This window comes from Cytobacillus sp. T106, from assembly GCF_040492155.1.
Lineage (GTDB): Bacteria > Bacillota > Bacilli > Bacillales > Cytobacillaceae > Bacillus_AB > Bacillus_AB infantis.
The window spans coordinates 83,280-107,447 of the sequence record NZ_JBEUMK010000012.1 but is presented as its reverse complement, the minus strand read 5'-3'; the positions used below and the strand labels follow the sequence as shown (position 1 = coordinate 107,447).

Genomic DNA, 24,168 nt, shown 5'->3' with positions numbered 1-24,168 from the left:
GCAGGGATAGATTGATTTACGACCTGATTGCAACAGTGAGAGGAACTGTGAAGAAATCAAAAGCAGATTTTCATGGCCTTTTTGACGGGTATATTCCTTTTAATGAATTCCTTGTTCTCAGGAAGCTTGCAGAAAAAGGGGAAAGTAAGGTCTCCCAGCTGGCGGATGAGCTCGGGGTCTCAAGCAGCCATATAACAGCAGTCAGCGAAAAGCTGCTTAGCAAAGGACTGATCGTGCGGGGCGGAAGCGAACACGACAGAAGAATTGTATGCTTGTCCCTGACAGATGAGGGAAGAAAGATGGCAGCAGAGCTGGAGCAGGTTTCCAAGGATTATTTTGAAGAAAAGCTCCGTGATTTATCGGATGAAGAACTTGCTCTGACAAGCAGCCTGCTGGGCAGGGTCCACTAAAAAGAGACATCATAAGAGGTGAAGCAAATAATGGAACATTTGAGCCAAAAAGAAAAAATTACGATTATGATCGCCATCATTGCTGCAATGTTCTTTGCCGCAGTCAATCAGACAATCGTAGGCAACGCCCTTCCAAAAATCATATCCGACCTGGGCGGACTGGATTATTACAGCTGGGTTTTCACGATTTATATGCTGACCAGCGCCATTACAACCATACTTGTCGGGAAACTGTCTGATATTTATGGACGGAAGCCATTTATTTTAATTGGAATTATTATCTTTTCTATCGGCGCCTTTTTATCGGGAACGTCCTCTGATATCTTTGACCTGATTACATACCGCGGCATCCAGGGCTTTGGGGCCGGTATGATCATGTCTACTGCCTTTACTGCCGTAGGAGACCTTTTTGCGCCCCGCGAGAGAGGGAAGTGGCAGGGGGCGATGAGCGCTGTGTTCGGGATCTCCAGTGTCTTCGGCCCGACGCTCGGCGGTTATATTGTTGATAACCTGGAGTGGAAATGGGTATTCTGGGTATTCCTGCCGCTAGGCATTGTCGCACTTGCATTGATTTGGAAGCTGTTCCCGTCACAGGAAAAGAAAAAAGGGGAAAGCGTCGATTATGTTGGGGCAGTATTTTTGACAGCCACCATCGTTCTCACTTTATTAGGATTCTCCTGGGCAGGAACAAAATATGACTGGGGTTCATCACAGATTATCATGCTGTTCGGCGGTGCTGTGATTGCACTCATCTTGTTCATCCTAATCGAAAGAAAAGTCAAAACACCGATTCTGCCGCTATATTTATTTAAGAACGGTATCTTTACAATTTCAAATATCATTGGCTTCGTCATCGGGGTATCCATGTTTGGAGGCGTCATGTATGTGCCTTATTTCATCCAGGGTGTTCTTGGATATTCAGCCACACACTCAAGCTTCCTGACGATGGCCATGACTCTGGGGCTGGTTTTCGCCAGTGCCCTTGGCGGCCAGATCATCTCGAAGACAGGTAAATATAAGCTGCAGGCAATCATTGGGTTATGCATCTCTGCAGTAGGATTGTACTTATTATCACGGATGGATGCAGATACTTCCCAATATGCACTTGTTGGATTTCTGATTCTTGTAGGATTTGGTATCGGGATCGGCATGACGGTATTCACGCTGACTGTCCAGAATGCGGTTGAGCAGAAATTCCTGGGGGTTGCCACCGCGACATCCCAGCTTTTCCGCTCAGTCGGCGGAACTGTAGGTGTTGCTATAATGGGAACACTTTTGAATAACCGCATGGAAGACAAAATGACCACCATGTCACAGAATCAGAATACCAATAATATGGCTGCTTCTCCTGAGCTTGCGGGGAAACTGGAGTCTCTGAAGAACCCTCAGCTTCTCCTGGATCATGAGAAACTGGCCCTGGTTAAGTCTTCGCTGCCGGCAGAAGCTGCTTCCCTGTTCGAGCATATCATTTCAATGCTCAGGGAGGCGCTCAGCTATGCATTGTCGGGCGTGTTCTTATTTGTCACCATCACGATGCTGGTGGCAGTCATTCTGACCTTCTTCCTGAAGGAAATTCCTCTCAGGAGTGCAGCGGATACAAAGGCACCCGAGCCTGCAAAAGGTGAATAAATAAAAAGATGGGGGCCTGGCTGAGCCAGGTTCTTTTTCCATTTACCGGGTTAATTCAGAATATTGACAATACCCTTATTCTGGCTTACCTTTTAAGAAGAGCAGGGAGGGAATCACTTGGAACAATTAAGAGAGAGAGCAGATTATTTGGATAGCCAGGATCCGCTCCGCAAATTTGCAGAAGAATTTTACATAAAAGAAAATATGATTTATCTGGATGGCAATTCACTGGGGCTTTTATCATCAAGGGCAGAAAAAACACTCTTCGATATGCTTGATTCATGGAAAAACTTAGGCATAGACGGATGGATGAGCGGGGAGAATCCTTGGTACTATGTATCCGAAAGATTGGGGCATAGGTCAGCAGCGTTGGTTGGAGGAGAGCCTGGAGAAGTGATTGCAACCGCTTCCACCACAACGAATTTGCACCAGCTTGTCGCAACCTTTTTCAAGCCGGAAGGCAAGCGGACCAAAATATTGGCTGACGAATTGAACTTTCCATCGGATATCTATGCGCTGCAATCACAGCTCAAGCTGAAGGGTCTGCCGCCTGAAGAGCATCTCGTCCAGGTAAAGAGCAGGGATGGGAGAACAATCACTGAGGAAGATATCATAGAGGCGATGACGGATGAAATCTGCCTGATCATCCTTCCTACTGTTTTATATAGAAGCGGACAGCTTCTGGATATAGAACGGCTGACAAAGGAAGCCCACAAGAGGGGCATCCTTATCGGCTTTGATGCGTGTCACTCTGCTGGGGCGGTTCCGCACCATTTTTCAGAATGGGGCACAGATTTTGCTTATTGGTGCAGCTATAAATATATGAACGGCGGGCCTGGGGGAATCGGAGGCCTTTATGTGAATAAAAAGCATTTTGGCAAAATGCCGGGCTTATCCGGCTGGTTCGGGTCGGATAAAAGCCGGCAGTTCGATATGGAGCATACTTTCAAACCAGCTCATGATGCAGGCGCTTTTCAAATTGGGACGCCTCATATTTTAAGTGCCGCTCCGCTATTAGGCTCGCTCGATATGTTTGAGGAAGCCGGAATCGATAGAATCAGAGAAAAATCCTTGAAAGCTACCGGCTACCTGATAGAATTGGCAGAAACTTATCTGTCCGGTTATGGGCTTACAATCGGAACGCCGAGAGAAGATATGCGGCGGGGAGGGCATGTTGCTCTTGAGCACCCGGATGCTGCAAGGATCTGCAAAGCCTTAAAAGAAAAAGGTGTGGTGCCGGACTTCCGTTCTCCTAATATCATCAGGCTCGCACCGGTAGCCTTTTATACTTCGTACAATGATATCTGGAGGGCTGTGTCGATTCTAAAGGACATCATGGAGAACAGATTATACGAAAAATATGAAAACAAGCGAGAAATCATCGCATAAGGAGTCATAAAAGATGATCATTGATATTTCAAGGAAGCTTCACAAGGGGATGCCTGTCTGGCCGGGAGACACAGCGTTTGCCTATGAAGTCAGCTGGCCAAAGGAAGAGAGCGGCTCTGTGAATGTCGGGAAGCTGACCATGAGCATACACACAGGTACTCATGTGGATTCCCCTTTCCATTTTGACTCAGCAGGGAATCGGATGACCGATATACCGCTTGAAGTATATATAGGAAAAGCGTTAGTTGCCGATCTTGCAGGCGCAGCCAGCATCGGGAAAAAAGAGCTTGAAGGAATTGATCTTCACGGCGCTGAGAGGCTTCTATTAAGGACGGAGTCATGGAAGGATGCCTCTGTATTTCCGGAAGAAATCACTTTTTTAAATCCTGATATTGCACCATTTTTGGCTGAAAAAGGCGTCAAGCTTATTGGCATGGATGTGCCTTCTGTTGATAGGCTGGACAGTAAGGAGCTTCCCGCCCATCATGAGCTCCAGCGATGCGGGATCCATATACTCGAGGGGCTGGATTTAAGTGAAGCAGAGCCGGGGGTCTACGAATTGATCGCACTTCCCCTTCCGATTGAATATGCCGATGGAAGCCCGGTGCGCGCAGTCCTCAGAAAATATCCTGATTGAAATGGGAGTGATACAGTGAAAGAGGAAAGCAAACAGCTGTCTGACTATGAAAAATACATCCGCACACAAGAACTGCTCAGCCTTCAGAAGGAAGAAGAAGAGCTCTGCTGCGAGGATGAGCTTACTTTTCAGACAGTCCACCAGATTGCAGAGCTGCACTTCAAACTGATCCTTCAATATTTGGACCGGTCATGCAAGAGCATGCAAAAAGGAGATGCCGAAGGGGCAAGTCTTATGCTTGACCGGATCAATGAGCATTTGCGCCAGCTTCCGCCTGTTTTCGATCTCGTAAAAGCCATCACACCTGCCGATTATCATACGATCAGGCTGTTCCTTGGAAGGGGCAGCGGCCAGGACTCGCCGGGATTTAATGCTATTTTAAAAGAAGGACCTAAGCTTTGGGAACCGTTCGAAAGGCTGTTAAAGAAGGAAAACAGGACTCTGCTCCAGCTTTTAGAAACACCTGACGGCAATCGGACGCTTTATCGGCTTCTGAAGACTCTGCTGACATTTGACGAGTATTTCCAGACTTTCCGCCATTCCCATATCCAGCTGGTCAAAAGGATGATCGGCCTGCGGACGAAAAGCCTGAAGGGCATTCCAGCCCAGGCCCTGGAGCGCGGTGCCAGGCATGAATTTTATCCGCTTGCCTGGGATGCTGTCTGCAAGCTGACTGATCTTACAGGATCCAGCTATGATCCTAAGCCTTTATAGATAGTGAAAATAGGGCTCCTGCTGTTTTGCAGGAGCCCTGGCATTAGTTTTTATTGAAAAAGTGAACTGAATAGAGCAGATTCAAAAATACAAAAAAACAAGACCGGCTAAAAACAGCGGTCTTGTTTAATATATGTATTAGTGTTACAATGAAGAGCGGTCTAAAAAAGCCATTTGAAAATATATATCATTATCTAATTAAATAGTAACACAGAAACACAAGTGGTGTCAACTAAAAACGGCCGTAATTTTTTCCGGGGAGTGTTTTTTTTATGAGCAAACCAGGCGATAGCAAAGAAATGGAACAGCATCGGGTTAAAGAGATCATCGGGATTGCAGACAGCAAGATGCACAAGCTTTTGGGTAAAGGGTCTGCAGCAGGCTCAGATGTGCTTGAACTCAAAAAAACATTCTGGGAAGATGTTACAGTCAATCTGGATGAGCCGGATGATGTGATTGAGACATTTACGAGCATCAAGCAGCAGGCTGAACTTTTATCTGAAAGGGAAAGGACCAAAAGCCAGCTTGACCGGCAGCTGAGTACATTGGCAAAAATCAAGAATTCTCCTTATTTCGGAAGGATTGATTTCCATGAGGAAGGAGAAAAAGAGGAAGATGTCATCTATCTCGGAATATCCTCTCTTATGGATGAAAAAGATGAAAATTTTCTCGTCTATGATTGGCGGGCTCCGATTTCAAGCATGTATTATGATTATGCTCCCGGCCCCGCCCAATACCAAACGCCAGAAGGAACCATTGAAGGAGAAATGCTGCTGAAGCGGCAGTTCATCATCAGGGGCGGTAAGATTGAAGGAATGTTTGATACAGGGCTGACGATTGGGGACCAGCTTCTTCAGGAAGTTCTCGGCAATAAGGCGAGCACCCAGATGAAGTCGATTGTAGCGACCATTCAGAAAGAACAGAATGAAATTATCCGCAATGAAAACAGCAAGGTGCTGATTGTCCAGGGAGTCGCCGGAAGCGGGAAAACATCGGCTGCGCTCCAGCGTGTGGCCTATCTGCTTTACAGGCACAGAGGCACCCTTCAGGCGGACAATATTATGCTGTTTTCTCCCAATTCTCTTTTTAACAGCTATGTTTCCACCGTCCTTCCTGAACTTGGCGAGGAAAATATGTCACAGGCAACCTATCAGGAATATATAACGCGAAGCCTCGGCAGGGAGCTTGGTGTAGAAGATCCTTTTGATCAGCTGGAATCTATCCTTTCAGAAGAAGAGTCTCCTGAAAAAGAGATGAGGAAGAAGGCAATCAGGTTCAAGTCTGATACCGGATTTGTTGAAATGATTAATGCATATGCCGGGAAGCTCTCGGAGGAAGGGCTGCAATTTGAAGACCTGCGCTTCCGCGGCGCGACTCTTTTTTCCCATGAAGAGATCAGCCAGTATTTTTACTCACTGGATAAATCCATCTCCATCCCAAACCGGATGCAGCTGACTAAGGACTGGCTGCTGCAGGAGCTCCGGAAAATCCAAAAAGCAGAGCGAAAAAAAGAATGGGTGGAAGAGGAAATTCAGCTTCTTGATAAAATGGATTATCTGGAAGCCTTTAAAAAAGCACAGCAGAAGCAAAATAAAAACGGTGAGAACTTTGATGAATTTGAACAAGAGCAGAAGTTCCTTGAGAACATGGTGGTCAATAAAAGATTCAAAGGACTGAAAAGCAGGGTGAAGAACCTAAAATTTCTTGATGTATTCGCAACCTATGAGCAGCTTTTCCGCATAGATCACCTAATGGATGAATCTCTTTTACCGGAAAACTGGGATGCTGTCTGCGCGATTACCACAGCAAATTTGAATAGGGAAAGAATTCCATACGAAGATGCCACGCCATACTTATATCTGCAGTATCTCCTGGAAGGGAGAAAGCAGGATACGGGGATCAGGCATGTGTTCATTGATGAAGCACAGGATTATTCTCCTTTCCAGTTTGCTTATATCAAAGAGCTGTTTCCCTACAGCAGGCTCACTCTTTTGGGCGATGTGAACCAGGCGGTGTATACTCATTCCATCGGTGCTACGACGCTGTACCATGGCCATGAGGAAGAAGCGAAGACCATCGTGCTGACAAAAAGCTACCGCTCTTCCAGGCCAATTGTAGAATTTACAAGATCTTTTATCAGCGGCGGGGATCTTGTTGAGCCATTCAATCGGGAAGGAAGGCTTCCTGCTGTAATATTTGAAGAAGACAGGGAAGCTCTTCATGCTAAGATTGCTGAAACAGTGAATAGGCAGCTGAAAGAGGCTCATAAATCAATCAGCATTATCTGCAGAACGGCAAAAGAGAGCAAGGAAGCGTTTGAAGGCTTGAAGGAACTGCTGCCGGATGTGCGGCTGATCGAAAAGGGAACCCTCTCCTATGAAAAAGGCGTCACCATCATTCCGGCTTATTTGGCAAAAGGCATCGAGTTTGACACTGTCATTATTTATGATGCTTCTGCCTATGATCATGAAAGTGACCGGACCATTTTTTATACTGCCTGCACGAGGGCCATGCATGAGCTTGATATTCTATATACAGGCAGGAAAAATGATTTTATCCTTGAAGTGGACCCGAAATTATATACGACTAAGTAATTTCTTGAAGGCGTTGAGCACAGACTCAATGCCTTTTTCCATGTTTTGCAGATTAAAAAGAGGTTTTGGGCGTTTCCATTAGGGAAAAATGCGAAAGAGATGCCGGAAGGAGAGTGAAGATACATAATGGCTGAATCAAAAGTGGCAGGCGTATTTTCTTCTGCAGATGAAATCATCGGGAAAGCAGCGGATGCTTCATCCGCAGAAAGCTATATAGTGGTGTGCAGGGATAGTGAAGAGGGTGACAAGCTGAAAGAGAAAACAGGATTGCAGGTTGAAATGGTTAAACATTCACCTTCAAATGATGGTCCGGTCTTCCGGAATCTTGCTACAGCGTTTGAACCGGATGGAGAAGAACCGGCTCTTTCCAGTGTTCTTGGGAGACTTTCAGACCTTGGCCTGTCAGACGTGGACGCCCGGGAAGTCCTGGGGTATGCAGAAGATGGGCTGCTTGTACTCTTAAAAACAAACTGAACTATCGCGGTTTGGAGACCTTCCTTCCGGTGAAGGCAATCATATAGAATAAAAGAGGAGATGTTAGCAATGGAAAATTTTAAAATTGTTTACACATTTGAGAAAGGCCTGGAGGTCATTGAGGAGATTGAGGCCGAAAGCCGTTCTGAAGTTATTGGAAGGATCAAGGACCTTGAAGGATTTATTGAGTTTACCGACAAAGAGGAAAATTACCACCGTTTCAGCTTTGATGATGTAAAATTGGTTTCTATCAGGAAATAAAGAAAAGGCGCTGAAAAGCGCCTTTTCCTATGGTCTCAAAACCTTTCTTCCGACAGGTCAGCCCAGTAATGGCAGAGGGTCTGCATGCCTTTATCAAAGTTCTCAAGATGGAAGTGCTCATTGGGAGCATGGAAGTTTTCTTCCGGCAGACCGAAGCCCATCAGGACGACGGGCAGACCCAGAAGCTGGTCGAAAACGGAAACGATCGGGATCGATCCCCCTCCGCGGGTGAATGCCGCCGGCACACCGTATACTTTTTCATAAGCTTTTCCGGCAGTCTGGATGGCCGGGTGGTCAAATGGAGTAACATAAGGCGCTCCTTTGTCAAATAAGGAAACGCTCAGTTCTACACCAGGAGGAGTATGCTTTTTGATATGTTCCTCGAGCAGGCGGGCGATTTCATCTGGGTCCTGGTTGGGGACAAGGCGGCAGGTGATTTTGGCTGATGCCCGGGAAGGGATGACCGTTTTGATCCCTTCACCCTGGAAGCCTCCGCCGATTCCATTGATTTCCAAAGTCGGCCTGACCCAAAGCCTCTCAACAGTTGAGTACCCCGATTCCCCAAACAGCTCCTTTACGCCGGCTTGTGATTTAAAGCTGTCATCCTCTAAGCGAAGTGCATCATAAGCCTTTTTTTCCTGCTCGGTCAATGTTTCCACCTGATCATAGAAGCCGTCGACCAATATTTTACCGTCAAAATCATGAAAGGAAGACACAATTTTAGCCAAGGCATGTATCGGATTTTGCACCGCTCCTCCATATAAACCTGAATGCAGATCAGCATTTGCTCCTTTCAAGTCAATCTGCAGCCCGCAGAGCCCCCTTAGTCCATAGCATATGGAGGGCCTGCCTTTTTCCATCATGCTGGTATCCGAAATCACCGCTGCATCTGCAGAAAGGAGCTCTCTATGCTCCTCAGCGAATTTTGGCAGATTCGGACTCCCGATTTCCTCTTCACCTTCTATGCAAAACTTAAAATTGACAGGTGCATTTCCAGTCACCTTCAACAGTGCTTCAAAAGCTTTTATATGCATGAAGACCTGTCCTTTATCATCGCTCGCTCCCCTGGCAAAGATTTTCTCATCCCTGATTTTGGGATCGAAAGGCGCACTTTCCCAGAGCTCAAGCGGATCGGCCGGCTGGACATCATAATGGCCATATATCAGGACAGTCGGTCTGCTTTCATCCCTTATATAGTCTCCGTATACAACCGGATGGCCGGAAGTATCATAGATATTGACATTCTCAGCACCAGCTTTTTCAAGCGCTTTCGCCGTCCATTCTGCTGCCTTTCTGACATCTTCCTTATGATCAGGCAGGGCGCTGATGCTTGGAATCGATAAAAACTCCGTCAGCTCCTGCAGGTGGGTGTCGCGTTCTTTTTTCAAATAATCGAATACATTGTTTAGCATAGCAGCCTCCTATTTCTCTGTACGGGCTGGGTATATTCCCGCAGCCGGCAGAGCCTTCGCAAATAAATGCTTTATATTCTCCATAGCGGTTAAGAAAACCTCCCTCTTGCAAAAATTCTGTCAATTTTTTAAAAAATAGTTTTAAAAATGATTCATTTGGTGTAATATTACACCAAATGAATATGATGGAATTTTAATCCACAGAAGGGGGCATATCCTTGGGTTCTCTTACCAAAGAGCATGAAAAGCAAATTTTCCAAAAAGAACTGTATAAACTGAAAAAGCAGGAATTCATTGGTCCGGACGATTACAGCCGGGTGCTTGAAGCCCATCTTTCCTACTATCAGTCACTGGAATTGGATGCAGTGGAATTGAAAACGGCTGAGCAGCCGAAAAAGGAAGAGAAGGTGATCACTGCACCTGCGCCTGTATCTGTACCTGAAAAGCCTTCTGCTGAAGAAAAAACACGGAGCCCCGAGGAAGTGCGGGAACGGAATATATCAATGACGCTGAATCTCGGTGTTGTGCTGCTCCTGGTTGGAGGGCTTTTTGTCGCAACCAGCAATTGGGATGAAATGAGCGACTGGATGAAGAGCGGTTCCATCGCACTTGTTTCATTGCTGTTCTTCGGGATCTCCCTTGCAGCCGGGAAGCTTCTTGGAATACAAAAGACTGCTCTTGCCTTCAATGTGCTGGGGAGCTTGTTTCTGCCCATCTTTCTGCTGTCGGTAAGCTGGTTCGGTCTCATGGGCGAGTATTTATCTTTTTATGGTGAGGGGAGCTATTTTTATGCTGCTGCAGGAGCTTTAATCCTGGCTCCGTTTTATGGTTTCCTTGCCCGGCAAATGGGTTCAAGGCTTTTCGTCTGGTTTGCTTTCTCAGCATTAACATCGGCTGCCGGCTTCCTGCTGCTTGCACTGGGGGCAAGGCAGGATACCTTTTATTTAGGCATGATGATTTATAATGCGGGACTGATTGCCCTGTTCCTGAAGGGGCGGAAAAAGAGTATTTCTCCCCTGTTCTTTAGGGAGCTGGCTTATATCGTCCAGGCAAGCCTGATTTTGTCTACTGTTATGATGCTGGCTTTTTATCAGAATACTTTTAGTGTTGGCATCAATCTGCTTCTTGCAGCTGTTCTCTTTATGGCGAGTGTGTATGTTTCCGGCAGGAAGGAATATCATTATGCGTTCACACTGCTGATTGTTATGGGGATATACCAGCTGACGGAAAATTCCCTGCTGGAGTTTCTTAGCCCGGCAATTTATGCTGCTGCCGGTGCAGGGTTTATGTTCCTGCCAAAAATGCTCAGGGAAGATGAAGGCTGGAAGAAGATATTCAACTGGACGAGTGCAGCTGTGTCTCTTTTTGTCTTCTTATTGATAAGTGCAGAGGCAGCGCTGGCAGGATTGAATGAACCGTCCATTAGCATGCTCCTCGCTTACCTGATTCTTTCCGGCCAGTTTTTGTTTTTGGCTGAAGGAAAAAATGGTTTATTTGCTTATTTTAGCCCTGTTTTTCTATTCGCGGCATCATGGGAGCTGCTGTTATTGGCTGATAGATTTTTCTCATTCAAAAATTTTCTATTGCCTGTTTTTCTATCGGGCGCTGTTATATATGTTATATTCGGCATCCTTAAAACACCGGTATTTTTTCGTGTTATCAGCCAAAGTTCGCGTGATATCGGACTGGGTGTAATGGGCATCTGCATGCTGCTGTCCGCAAGCTTTGCCTGCTGGGGCAGGCTAGGCGTTATGCTGATGCTTCTCAGCGTCCTGTTCTGGATGTCCCGAACCGCTGAAAAAAGGCAGGAGTTCAACGAAGCTTTGTCATGGGCAGTTCCTTTGTCCTTTGCACTTGCCTTCTTCTCCTGGGGGGAATGGCTGCGGACCAGCTGGCCATTTTACAGAGAGACACTCGGATTTGCGATGAATGCAATCCTGGCTGCAGCCAGTTTGGCGACAGGCATGCTGCTGAATAGGAAAATTGAGCCGGCAAAGAGTAAATATATTTTTTTTATTTCACAGGCCTTTTATTCGGCAGCCGTTCTATCTGCGATCTTCCTCCCGCTGAATGAGTGGGCCAGAGCAGCGGTATTGGTTTGCGGAATAGGGATTTATTACAGACTTCATAAAGCAGTGAAAAATAGGCTGTCATCTTATCTGATGCCGGCAATCGTGTTTGCAGCATATTTTGCTCTTTTAACTGCCGTCAGCAAGGCTGTGCTCTTGCCTGAAATAGTCCGATGGATAGAGATTGTCATGCCGGGCATTGTCCTTGCCGGAATTTCGGCTTTCTTAAGGAATAAAGAACAAATGCTATTTCGTTCTTTTGCATGGTCAGCCCATATTTATCTTCCGTTTGCATTGGTTTTGACCTGGCTGCTACATAGTGAGCATGCTTTCATCAGTTTGGCTGCTGCAGGTGCGGTATATTGGATCAGTTCCCGGCAATCCCCTCGTGAGTGGCAGACGAAAGCCTTTTTGTACAGTGCTTGCTTTTCACTGTTTTTGTTTTTCTATTCGCTTGACCTTTTGATTTTTGAGGGAAGCAGCAGGCAGTATGTTTTTCTGCTCTCAAGCTTTGTGACCTACGGGCTTTCACGCCTAATGTCAGAGGAAGATCAAAAGCGGCTGCCTTATTATCTTGTCCCATTCTCCTTAATCGGCCTTGCATTCTCGGTGCTGGTGTATCCTTTTGGACTGGCGGAATTCTCCTTATCTGTGATATATGGTGCTGCTATCTTATATTATATCCACAGCAGAAGGTGGGAGCTCCTGAATGGTGTTCCGCTGGTCCTCATCTGGTTTGCATCTATGATGTATGTTACAGCATCTGGTATGGGATCTGTACTCTGGATGCTGGTTATGGGCGGAATGGGGGCTGTGTTGATCTTTATCGGCCAATTTCTTTACAAACAGCTTTATGAAATAACGGAACGGAGTTTGAGGTTTGACAGCTATACACCCGCCGGCCTGCTTTTCCTGGCAGGAATGTATCCGGCGGAAGGCGGAATTCTTACGGAAATGCTGCCGGGCATTCTCATTTCTTTGGCATTATGGTCTCAAGGCAGGCGGATGCCGCAGGAATGGGGCTGGATTCCTCCCGCTGCCGGTGCAATGTTTTTGCTTCAGCCATACTTTGCCCTTGTAGAATATTTGCCGATCCCTCAAGTGCTCAGCAGGGAGGCATATGTGCTTCCTTTCATTGCAGTTAGCATACTGATAAGACTGATCCTGAAGGGGCGTTTCCCGGACTTCATCAGCAAGCTTCAATGGGCAGTGCTTGCTGTGTCAGCCGTTCTTCTAGTGGAGGACGCTCTTGCAGGCTCAACCATTCAGGATGCCCTGATCATTGGAATTTTATCGCTGCTGTCCATTTTTGGCGGGCTGATCTGGAAGATCAAATCATATTTCTTCACAGGCTTTGCCGTTCTTTTACTTAATGTATTGATGCAATCCAGGCCGTTTTGGGGCAATCTGCCATGGTGGGCGTACCTTCTGATCGCCGGAAGCCTTTTGATTGCAGCTGCAAGCTATTATGAATGGAATAAGCAGAAAGTGGCAAAAGGTGAGACTGGCGTACTGGAACGTTTCCGAAAAAGGATCATCCAGGTTCTGAAAAAATGGAAATAAAGAAAGGGAGGGCCCAGCGGCCTTTCCTTTTTTGTTCATTTAACACTATTTAACACTCATGAGATTGCACCGTACATCCCAAAATATAGGTAGAACAAAACAGAAGGGAGAGATGGAATCTTGCTTACTAAAGACGAAATAGCAGCGTTCCGTTCCCAGCTATTGCATGAAAAAAAAGATCTCGAAGAAAGATTTCAGTCCAATGACAATTTCGACCTGACAAGGGACCATCCCCATGAATCCGTCGGGGAGCTGTCCAGCTACGATAACCATCCTGGCGACGAAGGAACTGAGCTATACGAACGCGAGAAAGACCTGGCGCTGAATGAGCACTATAAGCTTGAACTGAGCAATATACTCAAAGCGCTGCAGGCGATTGACCAGGGGACCTATGGCATTTGTGAAGTATGCCATAAAGAAATTCCAAAAGAACGCCTGGAAGCTCTGCCGAACACAACGTACTGCAAGGAGCACAGCCCTGACCAGGTTACTTCCCATGAAAGGCCGATCGAAGAAGGTGTGCTGATGCCTCCTTTCGGTAAATTCGATATGGACGAACAGGATGAAAATGTTTCATTCGATGCAGAGGACGCATGGCAGGAAGTCGAAAGCTGGGGGAACTCCGAAACGCCTTCCGACTTTATTGTTCCGCATGACCATTATAACGATACCAATATAGAAGCAGAGGAAAATATCGGTTATGTTGAGGATTATGAAAACTTCATCGGTACCGATATTGAAGGCAAGAACATCACAGTATACCCAAGTGCACAGCATGAAAGGTATGAAGAGGCCCTTGATGAAGAAGGCATCATGACAACCTTCGGCGACCTTCCTGCCTATGAACATGATCCATATGTCGAAGACGAAAGCTGACTCTTAGGAGTTGGCTTTTTTTTATGTGAAGGGTGCAGGACAAGTAGTTTTCCGTTTTCTTTGTGGCTCAACAGATACACCGTATCTGCCGAAAACAGGGGTTAATGATTTGGCATGGATTTTTTTCAAGGATATAATAAAAGAAACATAAAGGGATGAAAGATAATTTTTAGCCAAAAGGGAACTGGAACATTCTGAACAAGGAAAAAGCCGTACAGAGGTCTTAGAGGAGCAGACTAGAACCCCCTAAGCAGGAAAAAGAGGTATAGAGGGTCTTAACGGAGCGGAATAGGACCCTCTAAACCGAAAAAATCAAATCAGAGGGCCTCAAACGAGCGGAATGGAACCCTCTAAACTAAAATAATCAAATCAGAGGGCCTCAAACGAGCGAAATGGAACCCTCTAAACTGAAATAATCAAATCAGAGGGTCTCAAAAGAGCGAAATGGAACCTTCTAAACTGAAATAATCAAATCAGAGGGCCTCAAAAGAGCGAAATGGAACCCTCTAAACTGAAATAATCAAATCAGAGGGTCTCAAACGAGCGAAATGGAACCTTCTAAACCGAAAAAATCAAATCAGAGGGCCTCAAAAGAGCGGAATGGAACCCTCTAAACTGAAATAATTAAATCAGAGGTCCTCCAACGGTCAAACTCACCCCCTTCTGCTAAAAAATACAAAAAGCTTCCATCCAAACAGGCTGCTTTTTATTGAAACCATATAATCCTGATAACATACATACAAAAATGATTACATTACTTTTAAAAAAATGGAAGGTGCTTACAGACCAGTGCTGCGATGTTTTAAAAGAAGTATATAAAGCTGGGAGAATACAACTATATGAGCAAATTAAGCGGTATCGATTTTTCGCATTTTGAAAAGCAATCCATTGTCAATGTTATTATTGGCTCAAATTCTCTGCTTGAACTGGAGCTGACAGCAGGCGGCCTTGTCGCTGAGTGTCCATGGAGGCTCCAGCGCGAAAATAAAATCATGGCTGGAAGCAGTGATTCCCGTGAGGTTCCTGCCAATGTTCAGCTGAAAGAGTCTCTCATCGGCTGTCAGGTAATTGAAGTGATTTTTATGGAGGAAGTTAAAATGCTGCGCATCGCTTTTTCCGGCTCAATAGTTCTTGACTTATTTCATGACAGCTGCCATTTTGAGGGATGGGAATTATACAGTGAGGATGGGTTTACCTTTATTTCACTGCCTGAAGGGGACTTTTCTCTGCAGGAATTATGTACAACCCAAGGCCAATGCGGGGAATAGTGAGTTCAATCATATAGCCGGCAGGAGATCAAATTCTCCTGCCGGCTTTTAGATTCTATAAGGAAGCTTCGAATGAGTGACTGAAGACTGAGAAAAAAAGAATCCTCCATCTGGCATAATATTTAACGAGGATTGAATTTTCTGAAAAATAATTTGACAACGGATTTTTTTCAGGTTATCTTAATGGTATAACAGATATTAAACGAGACGATTTTTTTACGTTATATGACGGAAAGGGAATAGGAGGGTGCCCTTTGATTCTTCATAGCATTGAAAAATCGGGCAGAGATGTGATTGAAGCCGTTCAATTGGAAGGGCTTAAGATTACAGCAGCAAGAGTTTTTCACGAAGTGCCATTTTACAGGCAAAGATTTTCTGAAGCTAACCTGGTGCCACAGGATATTCAGACGCTAGAAGATCTAAAAAAACTGCCATTTACAGAGAAAGCAGATTTAAGGAGCCAGTACCCGTTCGGCCTTTTTGCTGCTCCGATGGATAAAGTGGTCCGTCTGCATGCTTCTTCTGGCACGAGCGGAAAGCCGACGGTTGTCGGCTATACAAAGAAGGATATTGAGATTTGGACAGAGCTGGTCGCCCGTGCCATTGCGCTGGGTGGCGGAAGACCTGGCGAACGGCTGCATAATGCATATGGATACGGCCTTTTTACGGGGGGCCTTGGATTGCATTATGGCAGCGAACATCTCGGAATGGCCACTGTACCTGTCTCAGGCGGCAACACGGAACGGCAGATCATGCTCATTCAGGATTTTAAACCTTCCGTTATATGCGGGACTCCTTCTTATATATTAAGTCTTGCTGAAAAGATGGAGGAAATGGGTATCGATCCTGCAAGTACTTCGCTGAAATACGGCATATTCGGAGCAGAGGCCTGGTCGGAAGAAATGCGTAAAGTTCTGGAGATGAAGCTCGCCATTAAAGCCTGCGACATTTACGGCTTAAGCGAGGTTATGGGTCCTGGCATCAGCATGGAATGCCATGAGGCACAGGATGGGCTGCATATCGCTGAGGATCATTTCATTGCGGAGGTGATCGATCCGGAAACTTTGGAAGCGCTTCCTTTTGGGAGTGAAGGGGAGCTGGTCTTCACAAGCATTTCAAAAGAAGCCTTTCCTGTTATCCGCTACCGGACCGGTGACATTGCCAGCCTGTCAAAGGAAACGTGCAAGTGCGGAAGGACCACTGCCAGGATGTCGAGAATAAGGGGCAGGATCGACGATATGCTGAACATTAATGGCGTGAATGTTTTTCCTTCCCAGATAGAAAGCTGTCTGGTTGGCCAGGAAGATATCTCCCCCCACTATCAGATTGCACTTCATTCCGGCAAGGCGCTCAAATCACTTGTCCTGCATCTTGAATTGGAGGAAAGGTCCTATTCAAAGATGGGCGGCGATTTACAGTCCGATTATGCGGAAGCTATCCGAATGAGGCTTAAAAACCATTTACAATCTCAATGCTATATTTCCATTTCCGTTGAACTTCATCCGCCGAAAAGCATTCCCCGGTCCGAGGGGAAAGCTGTGAGAATAATTAATAACAAAAATGCTCCTGAAGCTATAAGCGGGATTTAATAGAAGGAGGCTGACAATATGGCAGGACAGCTGTATTCTTCTTTAACCGAAGAGGAGAAGCTGGGAAACTTTATGGAAAGGATTTCTAATGGGGAAAAAATAGAGGCGGATGACTGGATGCCCGATGATTACAGGCTCACACTCATCAAGCTGATCAGCATGCACGGAATAAGCGAAATCATGGGTGCCCTGCCTGAAAAGGAATGGGTCCCTAAAGCGCCGACTCTAAAAAGGAAGCTTGGCATCATGGCCAAGGTCCAGGATGAAATGGGCCACGGACAGCTTTTGCTTCGGGTTGCAGAGGATCTGATGCTGCCGCTTAGCAAAAGCAGGGAACATATAATGGAAGATCTTTTTACAGGGAAGCTCAAATTCCACAATGTCTTTCATATGGAGGCTCCTACATGGGGGGACGCCGGGCTTATAGGCTGGCTGGTCGACGGTGCAGCGATCATCACCCAAACGAATATGCTTGGTTCATCTTATGGACCTTATGCAAGAGCATTAAAACGAATCTGCGCTGAAGAGGTTTTCCATGCCCAGCATGGTGAGGCGATCATCATGGCATTGGCCGAGGGGACAGAAAAGCAGAGAGAAATGGTTCAGGATGCTGTCAATCGCTGGTGGGAAGCATTATTGATGTTTTTCGGCCCGGCAGATGCCCGGGCGACCGGTACGTCCAAGCAGGATATTACGATTAAGTATAAGATCAGGACGAAAACAAATGAAGAGCTGCGGCAGGATTTCTTTTCGAAGTATGTGCCAAGGATCCTTTCACTCGGACTGACTATACCGGATCCGACCCTGGGATACAGTGAAGAAACAGGATGGACATATAAACAGCCTGACTGGAGCCGCTTTAAAGAAATTATCAGCAACAGCGGCCCGAAATCGGCTGAAAGGCTGAGTCTGCGCCGGGATGCCTATCAGTCCTCCCAATGGGTCCGGGATGCACTGAGTGTGCAGGCTAATTAAGAAAGGAGGGAGCATGTGCCTGCTTCTGAATTTTACAGTGAATACGAAGTGTTCAGCAAAAAAACGGATACGGCACCAATGCAGCATCAATTTTCGCTGATGGCGCCAAATGAAGAGCTTGCCCTTGTTTTTGCACAGGAAAATTTCATGAGAAGAGAGCCGGTTGCTGACATCTGGGTCGTCAAGCGTTCACAGATACGCAAGATGGATCCGGAGGAGAGGCTCACCCTTCAGCGGCTCGATAACAAGGATTACAGGACTGCAAAAGGATACGGATATTTAAAGAAGAAATGGCGCCAGTACGAACAGAATATGCTGGATGAAAAAGAAATTCTTTCTTGGGGAGGGAATGGGAACATTGACAGGCGAACTGAAGGCTGAGCAGCCTGGAAATAAAGCTTCCAGGGCTGCCATTGAACTATTATACCAGCTCGCGGATGATGATTTCATCCTTTCATACCGCGGTTCAGAGTGGCTCGGCCTTGCTCCGCACATCGAAGAGGATGTTGCTTTTTCCTCTATCAGCCAGGACACCATGGGGCATGCCAGTATGTTTTATCAGATTCTGGAGGAAATGGGGGAGGGAAGTTCAGATAATCTCGCCCATTTAAGGAAGGCTGAAGAAAGAAGGAACAGCATCCTTGCCGAAAGGGCGAATGGGCCGGGCCATTATCTGCAGAATCCCCAGTATGATTGGGCTTTTGCTGTTGTCCGTAACTTTTTCTATGTATACGCAAAGAAAGTGAAAATGGAATCGCTGAAAACTTCCTCCTTTCTTCCGCTCCGGACAGCTGCCGTAAAAATAAGCATGGAGCTTCACTACCATCTTCTTCATTGGAAAACCTGGTTCCTGCAGCTGATGCAGGCCGGCGGGGAGGCGAGGAGGCGCATGGAGGAAGCGGCATCTGGCATCTATACCATGATGGGGGATCTCTTACATCTGGGTCCGCTTGCAGAAGAAATGCAGGCCGAGGGTCTGATAGCCGGGGAAGAGCAGCTGTTAATAAGCCTGGAAGCAAATCTGTCCTCCGTATTTGAAGCAGCCGGCTCTCTTTTCCCCCGCCAATTCGGGCTTGATTTGGGGAATGGAAGAGAAGGCCAGCATACAAAAGACTTAACAGAAGCTCTGGATACACTTTCTGAAGTGTACAGAAGCGACCCGGCAGCCTGCTGGTGAAAAAGGAAGTGCAGATATGGACAACGCCGGAAACGAGCTCGAGCAATCTATTCTTAGAGCACTGAATGTAGTCAAAGACCCGGAAATCCCGGCTGTCTCCATTATTGAACTTGGAATGGTCGAAAGAGTGCAGGTGGAGGAAGAAAGAATATTGATTGAACTCCTGCCTACCTTTCTGGGCTGCCCAGCCCTTGAAATGATTCAAAGCAGCGTTGAAGAACAACTAAGGTATTTGGATCTCGAACAGTCTGCTGAAGTGCGTTTCATCTATGATCCTCCCTGGACTTCTGACAGGATTTCTGAAAAGGGCAGAACGCATCTGAAAGAATTCGGCATCGCGCCGGCCCCGGAAAGAGTGGAAGAAACCGGAGTGTGGAAGGTGGATTGCCCTTACTGCGGCTCTCCTTACACCTCCCTTGAAAATATATTCGGGCCGACTGCCTGCAGGAGCCTGCTGTACTGCCGTGCATGCAGGAATCCTTTTGAAGCCATGAAGCCGGTATCCAGCCTTTTATAGGCAATAATAAACTTATAGATTGAAAGGATGATAGAAAATGGTAAAACTGATCGCGCTTTACAAACACCCCGAAAATAAGGAAGCCTTCGATGAGCATTATTTTAAGACGCATGCGCCACTTACAGCCAAGATACCAGGGCTTAGGGAAATGAAGGTTACCAGAATCACCGGCAGTCCCATGGGTGGAGAAGGCAAGTATTACCTTATGTGCGAAATGTTTTATGACAGTCATGAAGCACTCAAAGCTGCCATGAAAACGGACGAAGGAAAAGCCTCCGGAAAAGATGCCATGTCATTTGCAGGCGATATCATCACCCTGATGATCGGCGAAGAAACAGAAGAATAAGGGGGCGCGTCCCATGTATCAGACTATCATTTATGAAGCTGAAGGTAAGATTGCCTGGATCAGGCTCAACAGGCCGGAAAAGCTGAACGCTTTTACGGCAGATCTCAACAGTGAAATCGGGCAGGCTTTGCGGGAGGCGGGGTCTGACCCCAGGATAAGAGCGATTGTCATAACCGGTGAAGGCAGGGCTTTCTGTTCAGGGGAGGATCTGGGCAGTATCAGCGAAAACACAGATCATGGGGAAATTCTGCGGAAAAGGTACAACCCGATGGTCATGGAGCTGTATCATTGTGAAAAGCCTGTCATTGCAGCAGTAAATGGTGTTGCCGCAGGGGCCGGGATGAGCCTGGCGCTCGCCTGCGATTTCCGGCTTGTCTCGGATAAAGCAAGCTTCATTCAGTCTTTTATACATGTCGGCCTTATTCCTGATGCAGGCAATATGTTTTTCCTGCCCAGGCTGATTGGCCAGGCAAAAGCTTTGGAGCTTGCCTTGCTGGGGGAAAAAGTGACCGCTGAAGAGGCTTTGCGGCTGGGACTGGCGACAAGAGTTATCCCTCACGAAAGCTGGGAGGAAGGTGTAAGATTGTTCGCTGATAGAGCAGCCGCCCTCCCGACTGCAGCCGCAGGATTGATTAAAAAACAGCTTAAGGATTGCTGGAAACTGAATCTAAATGACTACCTGGAAGAAGACGCCAAAGGTCAGCGGATGGCCGGGCTGACGAGAGACCATCAGGAAGGTGTTCAGGCTTTTCTCGAGAAAAGGAAGGCAGCTTTTATAGGCATGTAGCACATGCTTACCATTTTGGCACTCGCTCTTGGGTGCTTTTTCTTTTCAATTCACTTACGGGGGGATAAGGATGAAAAAGATAGTGGTCATCGGCTCCGGGGTCATGGGCAGGGGCATTGCCTATGTTAGTGCAGCCAGCGGTTTCCAGACTGTCTTGGTTGATATCAGCGATGCCCAGCTAAAGGATGCTGAAAAAGAAATCTCATCTATTATGCAAAAAGGTGTGCAGAGGGGGAAGATGACAGAAAATGAGGTTTCAAACACTTGGGAGAAGCTGCATTTTTCAGTAAGCCTGGCAAGCAATGCTGCCGAGGCCGATCTCATCATTGAAGCAGTCCCTGAAAGGCTTGATATTAAGAGGAACATATTTGAAGTAATCGATCAGCATGCTTCAGAAGACTGCATTTTTGCTTCAAATACATCGACAATGAGCCCGACGGAAATCGGCTCTTTTACCGGGAGGCCGGACAAAGTGCTGGCCATGCATTTTTTCAACCCGGTCCATAAAATGCCTCTTGTAGAGATTGTCAAAGGGCTTGAGACGAGCGATGAATCTGTGGAATTTATACGCCAGACTGCCGAAGAGATGGGCAAAGAAACCGTCATCATCAATGAATTTCCCGGGTTTGTTACCAGCCGCATCAGCGCCCTCGTCGGCAATGAAGCCTTCTATATGCTGCAGGAAGGGGTAGGGACTGCTGAGGAAATCGATAAAGCAATAAAATTGGGGCTTCATTATCCTATGGGGCCATTTGAACTGGGGGATTTGGTAGGCCTGGATACAAGGCTGAACAATCTGAAATATCTTCATGAAAAGCTTGGTGAAAAATACAGGCCGGCACCTCTCCTGGAGCAGTACGTTAAAGCAGGCCGGCTTGGAAGGAAGTCCGGCCGCGGCGTATATGAATATGGGGAAAGGAGATGAGGTGATGAGGGAAGCTGTCATCATTGATGCTGTCCGCACTCCGATCGGCAGGTATAAAGGAAGCCTGAAAAATGTCCGGCCGGATGATCTTGCAGCTGTGGCGATAAAAGGATTGCTGGCAAGGAATCCCCGGGTCCTGCCTGCAGATATTGAGGAAGTTGTATTGGGAAATGCCAATCAGGCTGGTGAAGATAACCGGAATGTCGCCAGGATGGCGGCCCTTCTGGCAGGGCTGCCGGTCGAAACAGCAGGTACGACGGTTAATCGGCTCTGCGGTTCAGGTCTTGATGCGGTAAATTATGCGGCAAGAGCGATATTGGCCGGTGAAGGAGATATTTTTATCGCAGGGGGTACAGAAAGCATGACAAGAGCTCCCTTTGTCATGGCCAAGCCGGAAAATGAATTCCAGAGGGGGAACATGCAGCTTTACGACACAACGATCGGCTGGCGTTTTACAAACCCGGCATTGATGGAGATATATGGAGCAGAGTCGATGCCGGAAACGGCTGAAAATGTTGCAAAGAAATTCGGGTTAACCAGAGAAAGGCAGGACCTTTTTGCATTTGAAAGCCAGATGAAGGCGAAGGCAGCGATGAAGGAGGGAAGACTGACCGATGAAATCATCCCCGTTGAATTAATAAACAAAGGTGAGTCCAAAACCTTCTCAAATGATGAGCATCCGCGCCCGACTACTACCTTTGAGAAGCTTAGCCAGCTGAAGCCCCTGTTTTCCGGAGGCACAATAACGGCAGGAAATTCATCCGGCATCAATGATGGGGCCTCTGTCCTTTTGCTGATGAGTGCGGAAAAAGCGGCTGAGCTTGATCTTAGCCCGCTTGCCAAATACTCAGCTTCAGCGGTTGCGGGTGTTGACCCTTCTATCATGGGAATCGGCCCTGTGCCGGCAGTTAGAAAGGCTATTGAACGGGCCGGGATTTCAATCGAAAAGATAGACCTTATCGAGTTGAACGAGGCTTTTGCAGCCCAGTCGATTGCCTGCATTGAACAGCTTGGCCTTGATCCTGCCCGCGTTAATGTAAATGGAGGCGCCATCGCGTTTGGCCATCCCCTTGGAGCAAGCGGGGCCAGAATTTTGGCTTCACTTGTCCATGAAATGAAAAAAAGGAACAGCCGCTATGCCATGGCGGCGATGTGCGTCGGTGTAGGGCAGGGAATTGCATCGATCCTGGAGCGGTGGGAAGAATAAGAACCAGCTGTTTTAAAAATAAGAATTTTCATGTAATATATAGATATTGCACAAAAGAGGCCGGGCCATCCGGCTCTACAGCAAGGGACAGCATATGGCAGAGGGAAAGAAAAGGATGAAGAGCTTTGAATACAAGATCGATGATTTTTACATTGTATGGAGATTATATCTCACACTACGGAAGCAAAATCTGGATAGGCAGCCTGATCAGGCTTTTAAGTGAATTCGGCCATAATGACCAGTCGGTGAGGGCTGCAATTTCCAGAATGAATAAGCAAGGATGGGTGCAAGCCGAAAAGGCTGGCAATAAGAGCTATTATTCTTTGACCGATCGGGGCCAGAAAAGAATAGAAGAAGCGGGAAAGCGGATCTTCAAGCTTAAGCCTGAAGAGTGGGACGGCAAATGGCGCATGCTTATGTATACGATACCGGAAGAGATCAGATCTGTCAGGGATGAACTGAGAAAAGAGCTGGTCTGGAGCGGATTCGGCTCTTTTTCCAGCAGCTGCTGGATTTCTGCAAACAATCTGGAAAAGCAGGTTTCCGACTTGATTGATAAATATAAAATTGAAGATTATGTTGATTTCTTCATCGCTGAATATGAAGGCCCCCATGAGAACAGCAGGATTGTGGCGAAAAGCTGGGACCTGGACGAAATCAATGGGAAATACCAGAGCTTCATTAGTGAATACAGCGAGAAATATATTATCGCCAAAAGCAGGATCCAGAAAGGTCTTATGACAGATGCCGACTGTTTTGTAGAGAGGACGGGGCTTGTCCATGAATATAGGAAATTTCTTTTCGTCGATCCGGGCCTTCCCGCGGAGCTTCTTCCGGTTCAGTGGCTCGGGGCCCATGCTGCTTCGCTCTTCAGTGATTATTATAAAGAACTGGCGGAACCCGCCTCCCGGTTTTTCGAATCCGTTTTTAAAGACGGCAATGAAATTGGGAGCAGGGAAGATGATTATGACGTTTTGGATCATCCTTATATACTTGAATGAAAAAAAGAGACCTGTGAAGGTCTCTTTTTTTGGCTCTGTCTCGTAAAGAATGTTGCTTTCAATAGTAAAGATTAGTTTTCATAAAGAGAGATCTCTTCATGCCCCCCACAAGGTATCTTATGCTGGGCCCGCAGGACGCGGGTCATGCAGGCGTTGCCACAGGACGTGGCGCCTTTAGCCTGCACTTCTTAATTCTGAGCAAGCGCCCTCCGCTTTTCTATTGTCCAGATCCAGCGCCAGAGCCTCGAGTCATAAGCTACGCAAGAATTAAAGACAAAGATCGCCTTTTATTCTTGCGCGTCTTATGCTGGGCCCGCAGGACGCGGGTCATGCAGGCGCTGCCACAGG

22 protein-coding genes are annotated in these 24,168 nt (G+C 46.8%); 21 read left to right on the top strand and 1 reads right to left on the bottom strand.

Translation table 11 applies throughout. The annotated features are described in order from the left end of the window. Positions 1-11 precede the first annotated feature (11 nt). The 8 genes from ABU165_RS19330 to ABU165_RS19295 all read left to right on the top strand — a co-directional run bounded on the left by ABU165_RS19330 (position 12) and on the right by ABU165_RS19295 (position 8,108). A complete protein-coding gene (locus ABU165_RS19330) occupies positions 12-410 on the top strand; it encodes a MarR family winged helix-turn-helix transcriptional regulator (protein WP_318060604.1) in 399 nt (132 codons plus the stop codon). 30 nt (positions 411-440) lie between these two features. Beyond that, positions 441-2,039 carry an MDR family MFS transporter gene (locus tag ABU165_RS19325; protein WP_318060603.1) on the top strand — a complete coding sequence of 533 codons (1,599 nt, stop codon included), beginning with the start codon at positions 441-443 and terminating at the stop codon, positions 2,037-2,039. A gap of 117 nt (positions 2,040-2,156) precedes the next feature. Continuing rightward, a complete protein-coding gene (gene kynU, locus ABU165_RS19320) occupies positions 2,157-3,428 on the top strand; it encodes a kynureninase (protein ID WP_318060602.1) in 1,272 nt (423 codons plus the stop codon). Between the two features lie 13 nt (positions 3,429-3,441). Beyond that, entirely contained in the window at positions 3,442-4,065 is a 624-nt protein-coding gene (gene kynB / locus ABU165_RS19315) for an arylformamidase (protein ID WP_094767272.1), read from the top strand. A gap of 15 nt (positions 4,066-4,080) precedes the next feature. Continuing rightward, complete coding sequence (locus ABU165_RS19310) at positions 4,081-4,779, top strand: tryptophan 2,3-dioxygenase family protein (RefSeq protein ID WP_306010464.1); 699 nt, start codon at positions 4,081-4,083, stop codon at positions 4,777-4,779. 272 nt (positions 4,780-5,051) lie between these two features. Next, a complete protein-coding gene (helD, locus tag ABU165_RS19305; protein ID WP_318060601.1) occupies positions 5,052-7,373 on the top strand; it encodes an RNA polymerase recycling motor HelD in 2,322 nt (773 codons plus the stop codon). Positions 7,374-7,499: 126 nt separating this feature from the next. Continuing rightward, a complete protein-coding gene (locus ABU165_RS19300; protein ID WP_101547645.1) occupies positions 7,500-7,847 on the top strand; it encodes a hypothetical protein in 348 nt (115 codons plus the stop codon). Positions 7,848-7,916: 69 nt separating this feature from the next. Further along, positions 7,917-8,108, top strand: a complete 192-nt coding sequence (locus tag ABU165_RS19295; protein WP_009790816.1) for a hypothetical protein — start codon at positions 7,917-7,919, stop codon at positions 8,106-8,108. 35 nt (positions 8,109-8,143) lie between these two features. Here ABU165_RS19295 and ABU165_RS19290 read toward each other — a convergent pair whose 3' ends face one another. Next, positions 8,144-9,520, bottom strand: coding sequence for a dipeptidase (locus tag ABU165_RS19290; RefSeq protein ID WP_318060600.1), 1,377 nt, complete (start codon positions 9,518-9,520; stop codon positions 8,144-8,146). Positions 9,521-9,738: 218 nt separating this feature from the next. Between ABU165_RS19290 and ABU165_RS19285 the strand changes: the two genes are divergently transcribed. The 13 genes from ABU165_RS19285 (at position 9,739) to paaX (ending at position 23,820) form a co-directional block, all read left to right on the top strand. After that, positions 9,739-13,152 carry a hypothetical protein gene (locus ABU165_RS19285; RefSeq protein WP_318060599.1) on the top strand — a complete coding sequence of 1,138 codons (3,414 nt, stop codon included), beginning with the start codon at positions 9,739-9,741 and terminating at the stop codon, positions 13,150-13,152. Positions 13,153-13,272: 120 nt separating this feature from the next. Continuing rightward, the gene (locus ABU165_RS19280; RefSeq protein WP_101547648.1) at positions 13,273-14,028 is read left to right on the top strand and encodes a TraR/DksA C4-type zinc finger protein; all 756 of its coding nucleotides are present in this window, start codon (positions 13,273-13,275) and stop codon (positions 14,026-14,028) included. Between the two features lie 839 nt (positions 14,029-14,867). Further along, complete coding sequence (locus ABU165_RS19275) at positions 14,868-15,296, top strand: hypothetical protein (protein WP_009790820.1); 429 nt, start codon at positions 14,868-14,870, stop codon at positions 15,294-15,296. Positions 15,297-15,550: 254 nt separating this feature from the next. Further along, entirely contained in the window at positions 15,551-16,885 is a 1,335-nt protein-coding gene (locus ABU165_RS19270) for a phenylacetate--CoA ligase family protein (protein ID WP_101547650.1), read from the top strand. An 18-nt stretch (positions 16,886-16,903) separates the two neighbouring features. Beyond that, entirely contained in the window at positions 16,904-17,860 is a 957-nt protein-coding gene (gene paaA, locus ABU165_RS19265) for a 1,2-phenylacetyl-CoA epoxidase subunit PaaA (protein WP_148949559.1), read from the top strand. A gap of 15 nt (positions 17,861-17,875) precedes the next feature. Then, positions 17,876-18,241 carry a 1,2-phenylacetyl-CoA epoxidase subunit PaaB gene (gene paaB, locus ABU165_RS19260; RefSeq protein ID WP_148949558.1) on the top strand — a complete coding sequence of 122 codons (366 nt, stop codon included), beginning with the start codon at positions 17,876-17,878 and terminating at the stop codon, positions 18,239-18,241. Continuing rightward, positions 18,210-19,037, top strand: a complete 828-nt coding sequence (paaC, locus tag ABU165_RS19255; protein ID WP_187445382.1) for a 1,2-phenylacetyl-CoA epoxidase subunit PaaC — start codon at positions 18,210-18,212, stop codon at positions 19,035-19,037. Before paaB ends, paaC begins: the two co-directional genes overlap by 32 nt. 16 nt (positions 19,038-19,053) lie before the next feature. Next, a complete protein-coding gene (paaD, locus tag ABU165_RS19250) occupies positions 19,054-19,554 on the top strand; it encodes a 1,2-phenylacetyl-CoA epoxidase subunit PaaD (RefSeq protein ID WP_148949557.1) in 501 nt (166 codons plus the stop codon). 37 nt (positions 19,555-19,591) lie between these two features. Then, complete coding sequence (locus tag ABU165_RS19245; protein WP_009790826.1) at positions 19,592-19,900, top strand: EthD family reductase; 309 nt, start codon at positions 19,592-19,594, stop codon at positions 19,898-19,900. 13 nt (positions 19,901-19,913) lie between these two features. Next, positions 19,914-20,687 carry an enoyl-CoA hydratase/isomerase family protein gene (locus ABU165_RS19240; RefSeq protein ID WP_318060598.1) on the top strand — a complete coding sequence of 258 codons (774 nt, stop codon included), beginning with the start codon at positions 19,914-19,916 and terminating at the stop codon, positions 20,685-20,687. 70 nt (positions 20,688-20,757) lie between these two features. Then, positions 20,758-21,612: a 3-hydroxyacyl-CoA dehydrogenase gene (locus ABU165_RS19235; protein ID WP_318060597.1), complete on the top strand. Its 855-nt coding sequence runs from the start codon at positions 20,758-20,760 to the stop codon at positions 21,610-21,612. Positions 21,613-21,616: 4 nt separating this feature from the next. Beyond that, positions 21,617-22,819: a thiolase family protein gene (locus ABU165_RS19230; protein WP_318060596.1), complete on the top strand. Its 1,203-nt coding sequence runs from the start codon at positions 21,617-21,619 to the stop codon at positions 22,817-22,819. A 125-nt stretch (positions 22,820-22,944) separates the two neighbouring features. Further along, positions 22,945-23,820, top strand: coding sequence for a phenylacetic acid degradation operon negative regulatory protein PaaX (gene paaX / locus ABU165_RS19225; RefSeq protein ID WP_306010471.1), 876 nt, complete (start codon positions 22,945-22,947; stop codon positions 23,818-23,820). The last annotated feature ends 348 nt before the right edge of the window (positions 23,821-24,168 follow it).

Excerpts from the sequence above, each read along its gene's own strand:
- ABU165_RS19290 (WP_318060600.1), bottom strand. The coding sequence starts at position 9,520 with ATGCTAAACAATGTATTCGATTATTTGAAAAAAGAACGCGACACCCAC.
- ABU165_RS19245 (WP_009790826.1), top strand. The coding sequence starts at position 19,592 with ATGGTAAAACTGATCGCGCTTTACAAACACCCCGAAAATAAGGAAGCC.
- paaD (WP_148949557.1), top strand. The coding sequence starts at position 19,054 with ATGGACAACGCCGGAAACGAGCTCGAGCAATCTATTCTTAGAGCACTG.
- ABU165_RS19230 (WP_318060596.1), top strand. The coding sequence starts at position 21,617 with ATGAGGGAAGCTGTCATCATTGATGCTGTCCGCACTCCGATCGGCAGG.
- helD (WP_318060601.1), top strand. The coding sequence starts at position 5,052 with ATGAGCAAACCAGGCGATAGCAAAGAAATGGAACAGCATCGGGTTAAA.
- ABU165_RS19275 (WP_009790820.1), top strand. The coding sequence starts at position 14,868 with ATGAGCAAATTAAGCGGTATCGATTTTTCGCATTTTGAAAAGCAATCC.
- ABU165_RS19300 (WP_101547645.1), top strand. The coding sequence starts at position 7,500 with ATGGCTGAATCAAAAGTGGCAGGCGTATTTTCTTCTGCAGATGAAATC.
- ABU165_RS19325 (WP_318060603.1), top strand. The coding sequence starts at position 441 with ATGGAACATTTGAGCCAAAAAGAAAAAATTACGATTATGATCGCCATC.
- kynB (WP_094767272.1), top strand. The coding sequence starts at position 3,442 with ATGATCATTGATATTTCAAGGAAGCTTCACAAGGGGATGCCTGTCTGG.
- ABU165_RS19235 (WP_318060597.1), top strand. The coding sequence starts at position 20,758 with ATGAAAAAGATAGTGGTCATCGGCTCCGGGGTCATGGGCAGGGGCATT.
- paaA (WP_148949559.1), top strand. The coding sequence starts at position 16,904 with ATGGCAGGACAGCTGTATTCTTCTTTAACCGAAGAGGAGAAGCTGGGA.
- ABU165_RS19295 (WP_009790816.1), top strand. The coding sequence starts at position 7,917 with ATGGAAAATTTTAAAATTGTTTACACATTTGAGAAAGGCCTGGAGGTC.
- ABU165_RS19240 (WP_318060598.1), top strand. The coding sequence starts at position 19,914 with ATGTATCAGACTATCATTTATGAAGCTGAAGGTAAGATTGCCTGGATC.
- paaC (WP_187445382.1), top strand. The coding sequence starts at position 18,210 with ATGGGAACATTGACAGGCGAACTGAAGGCTGAGCAGCCTGGAAATAAA.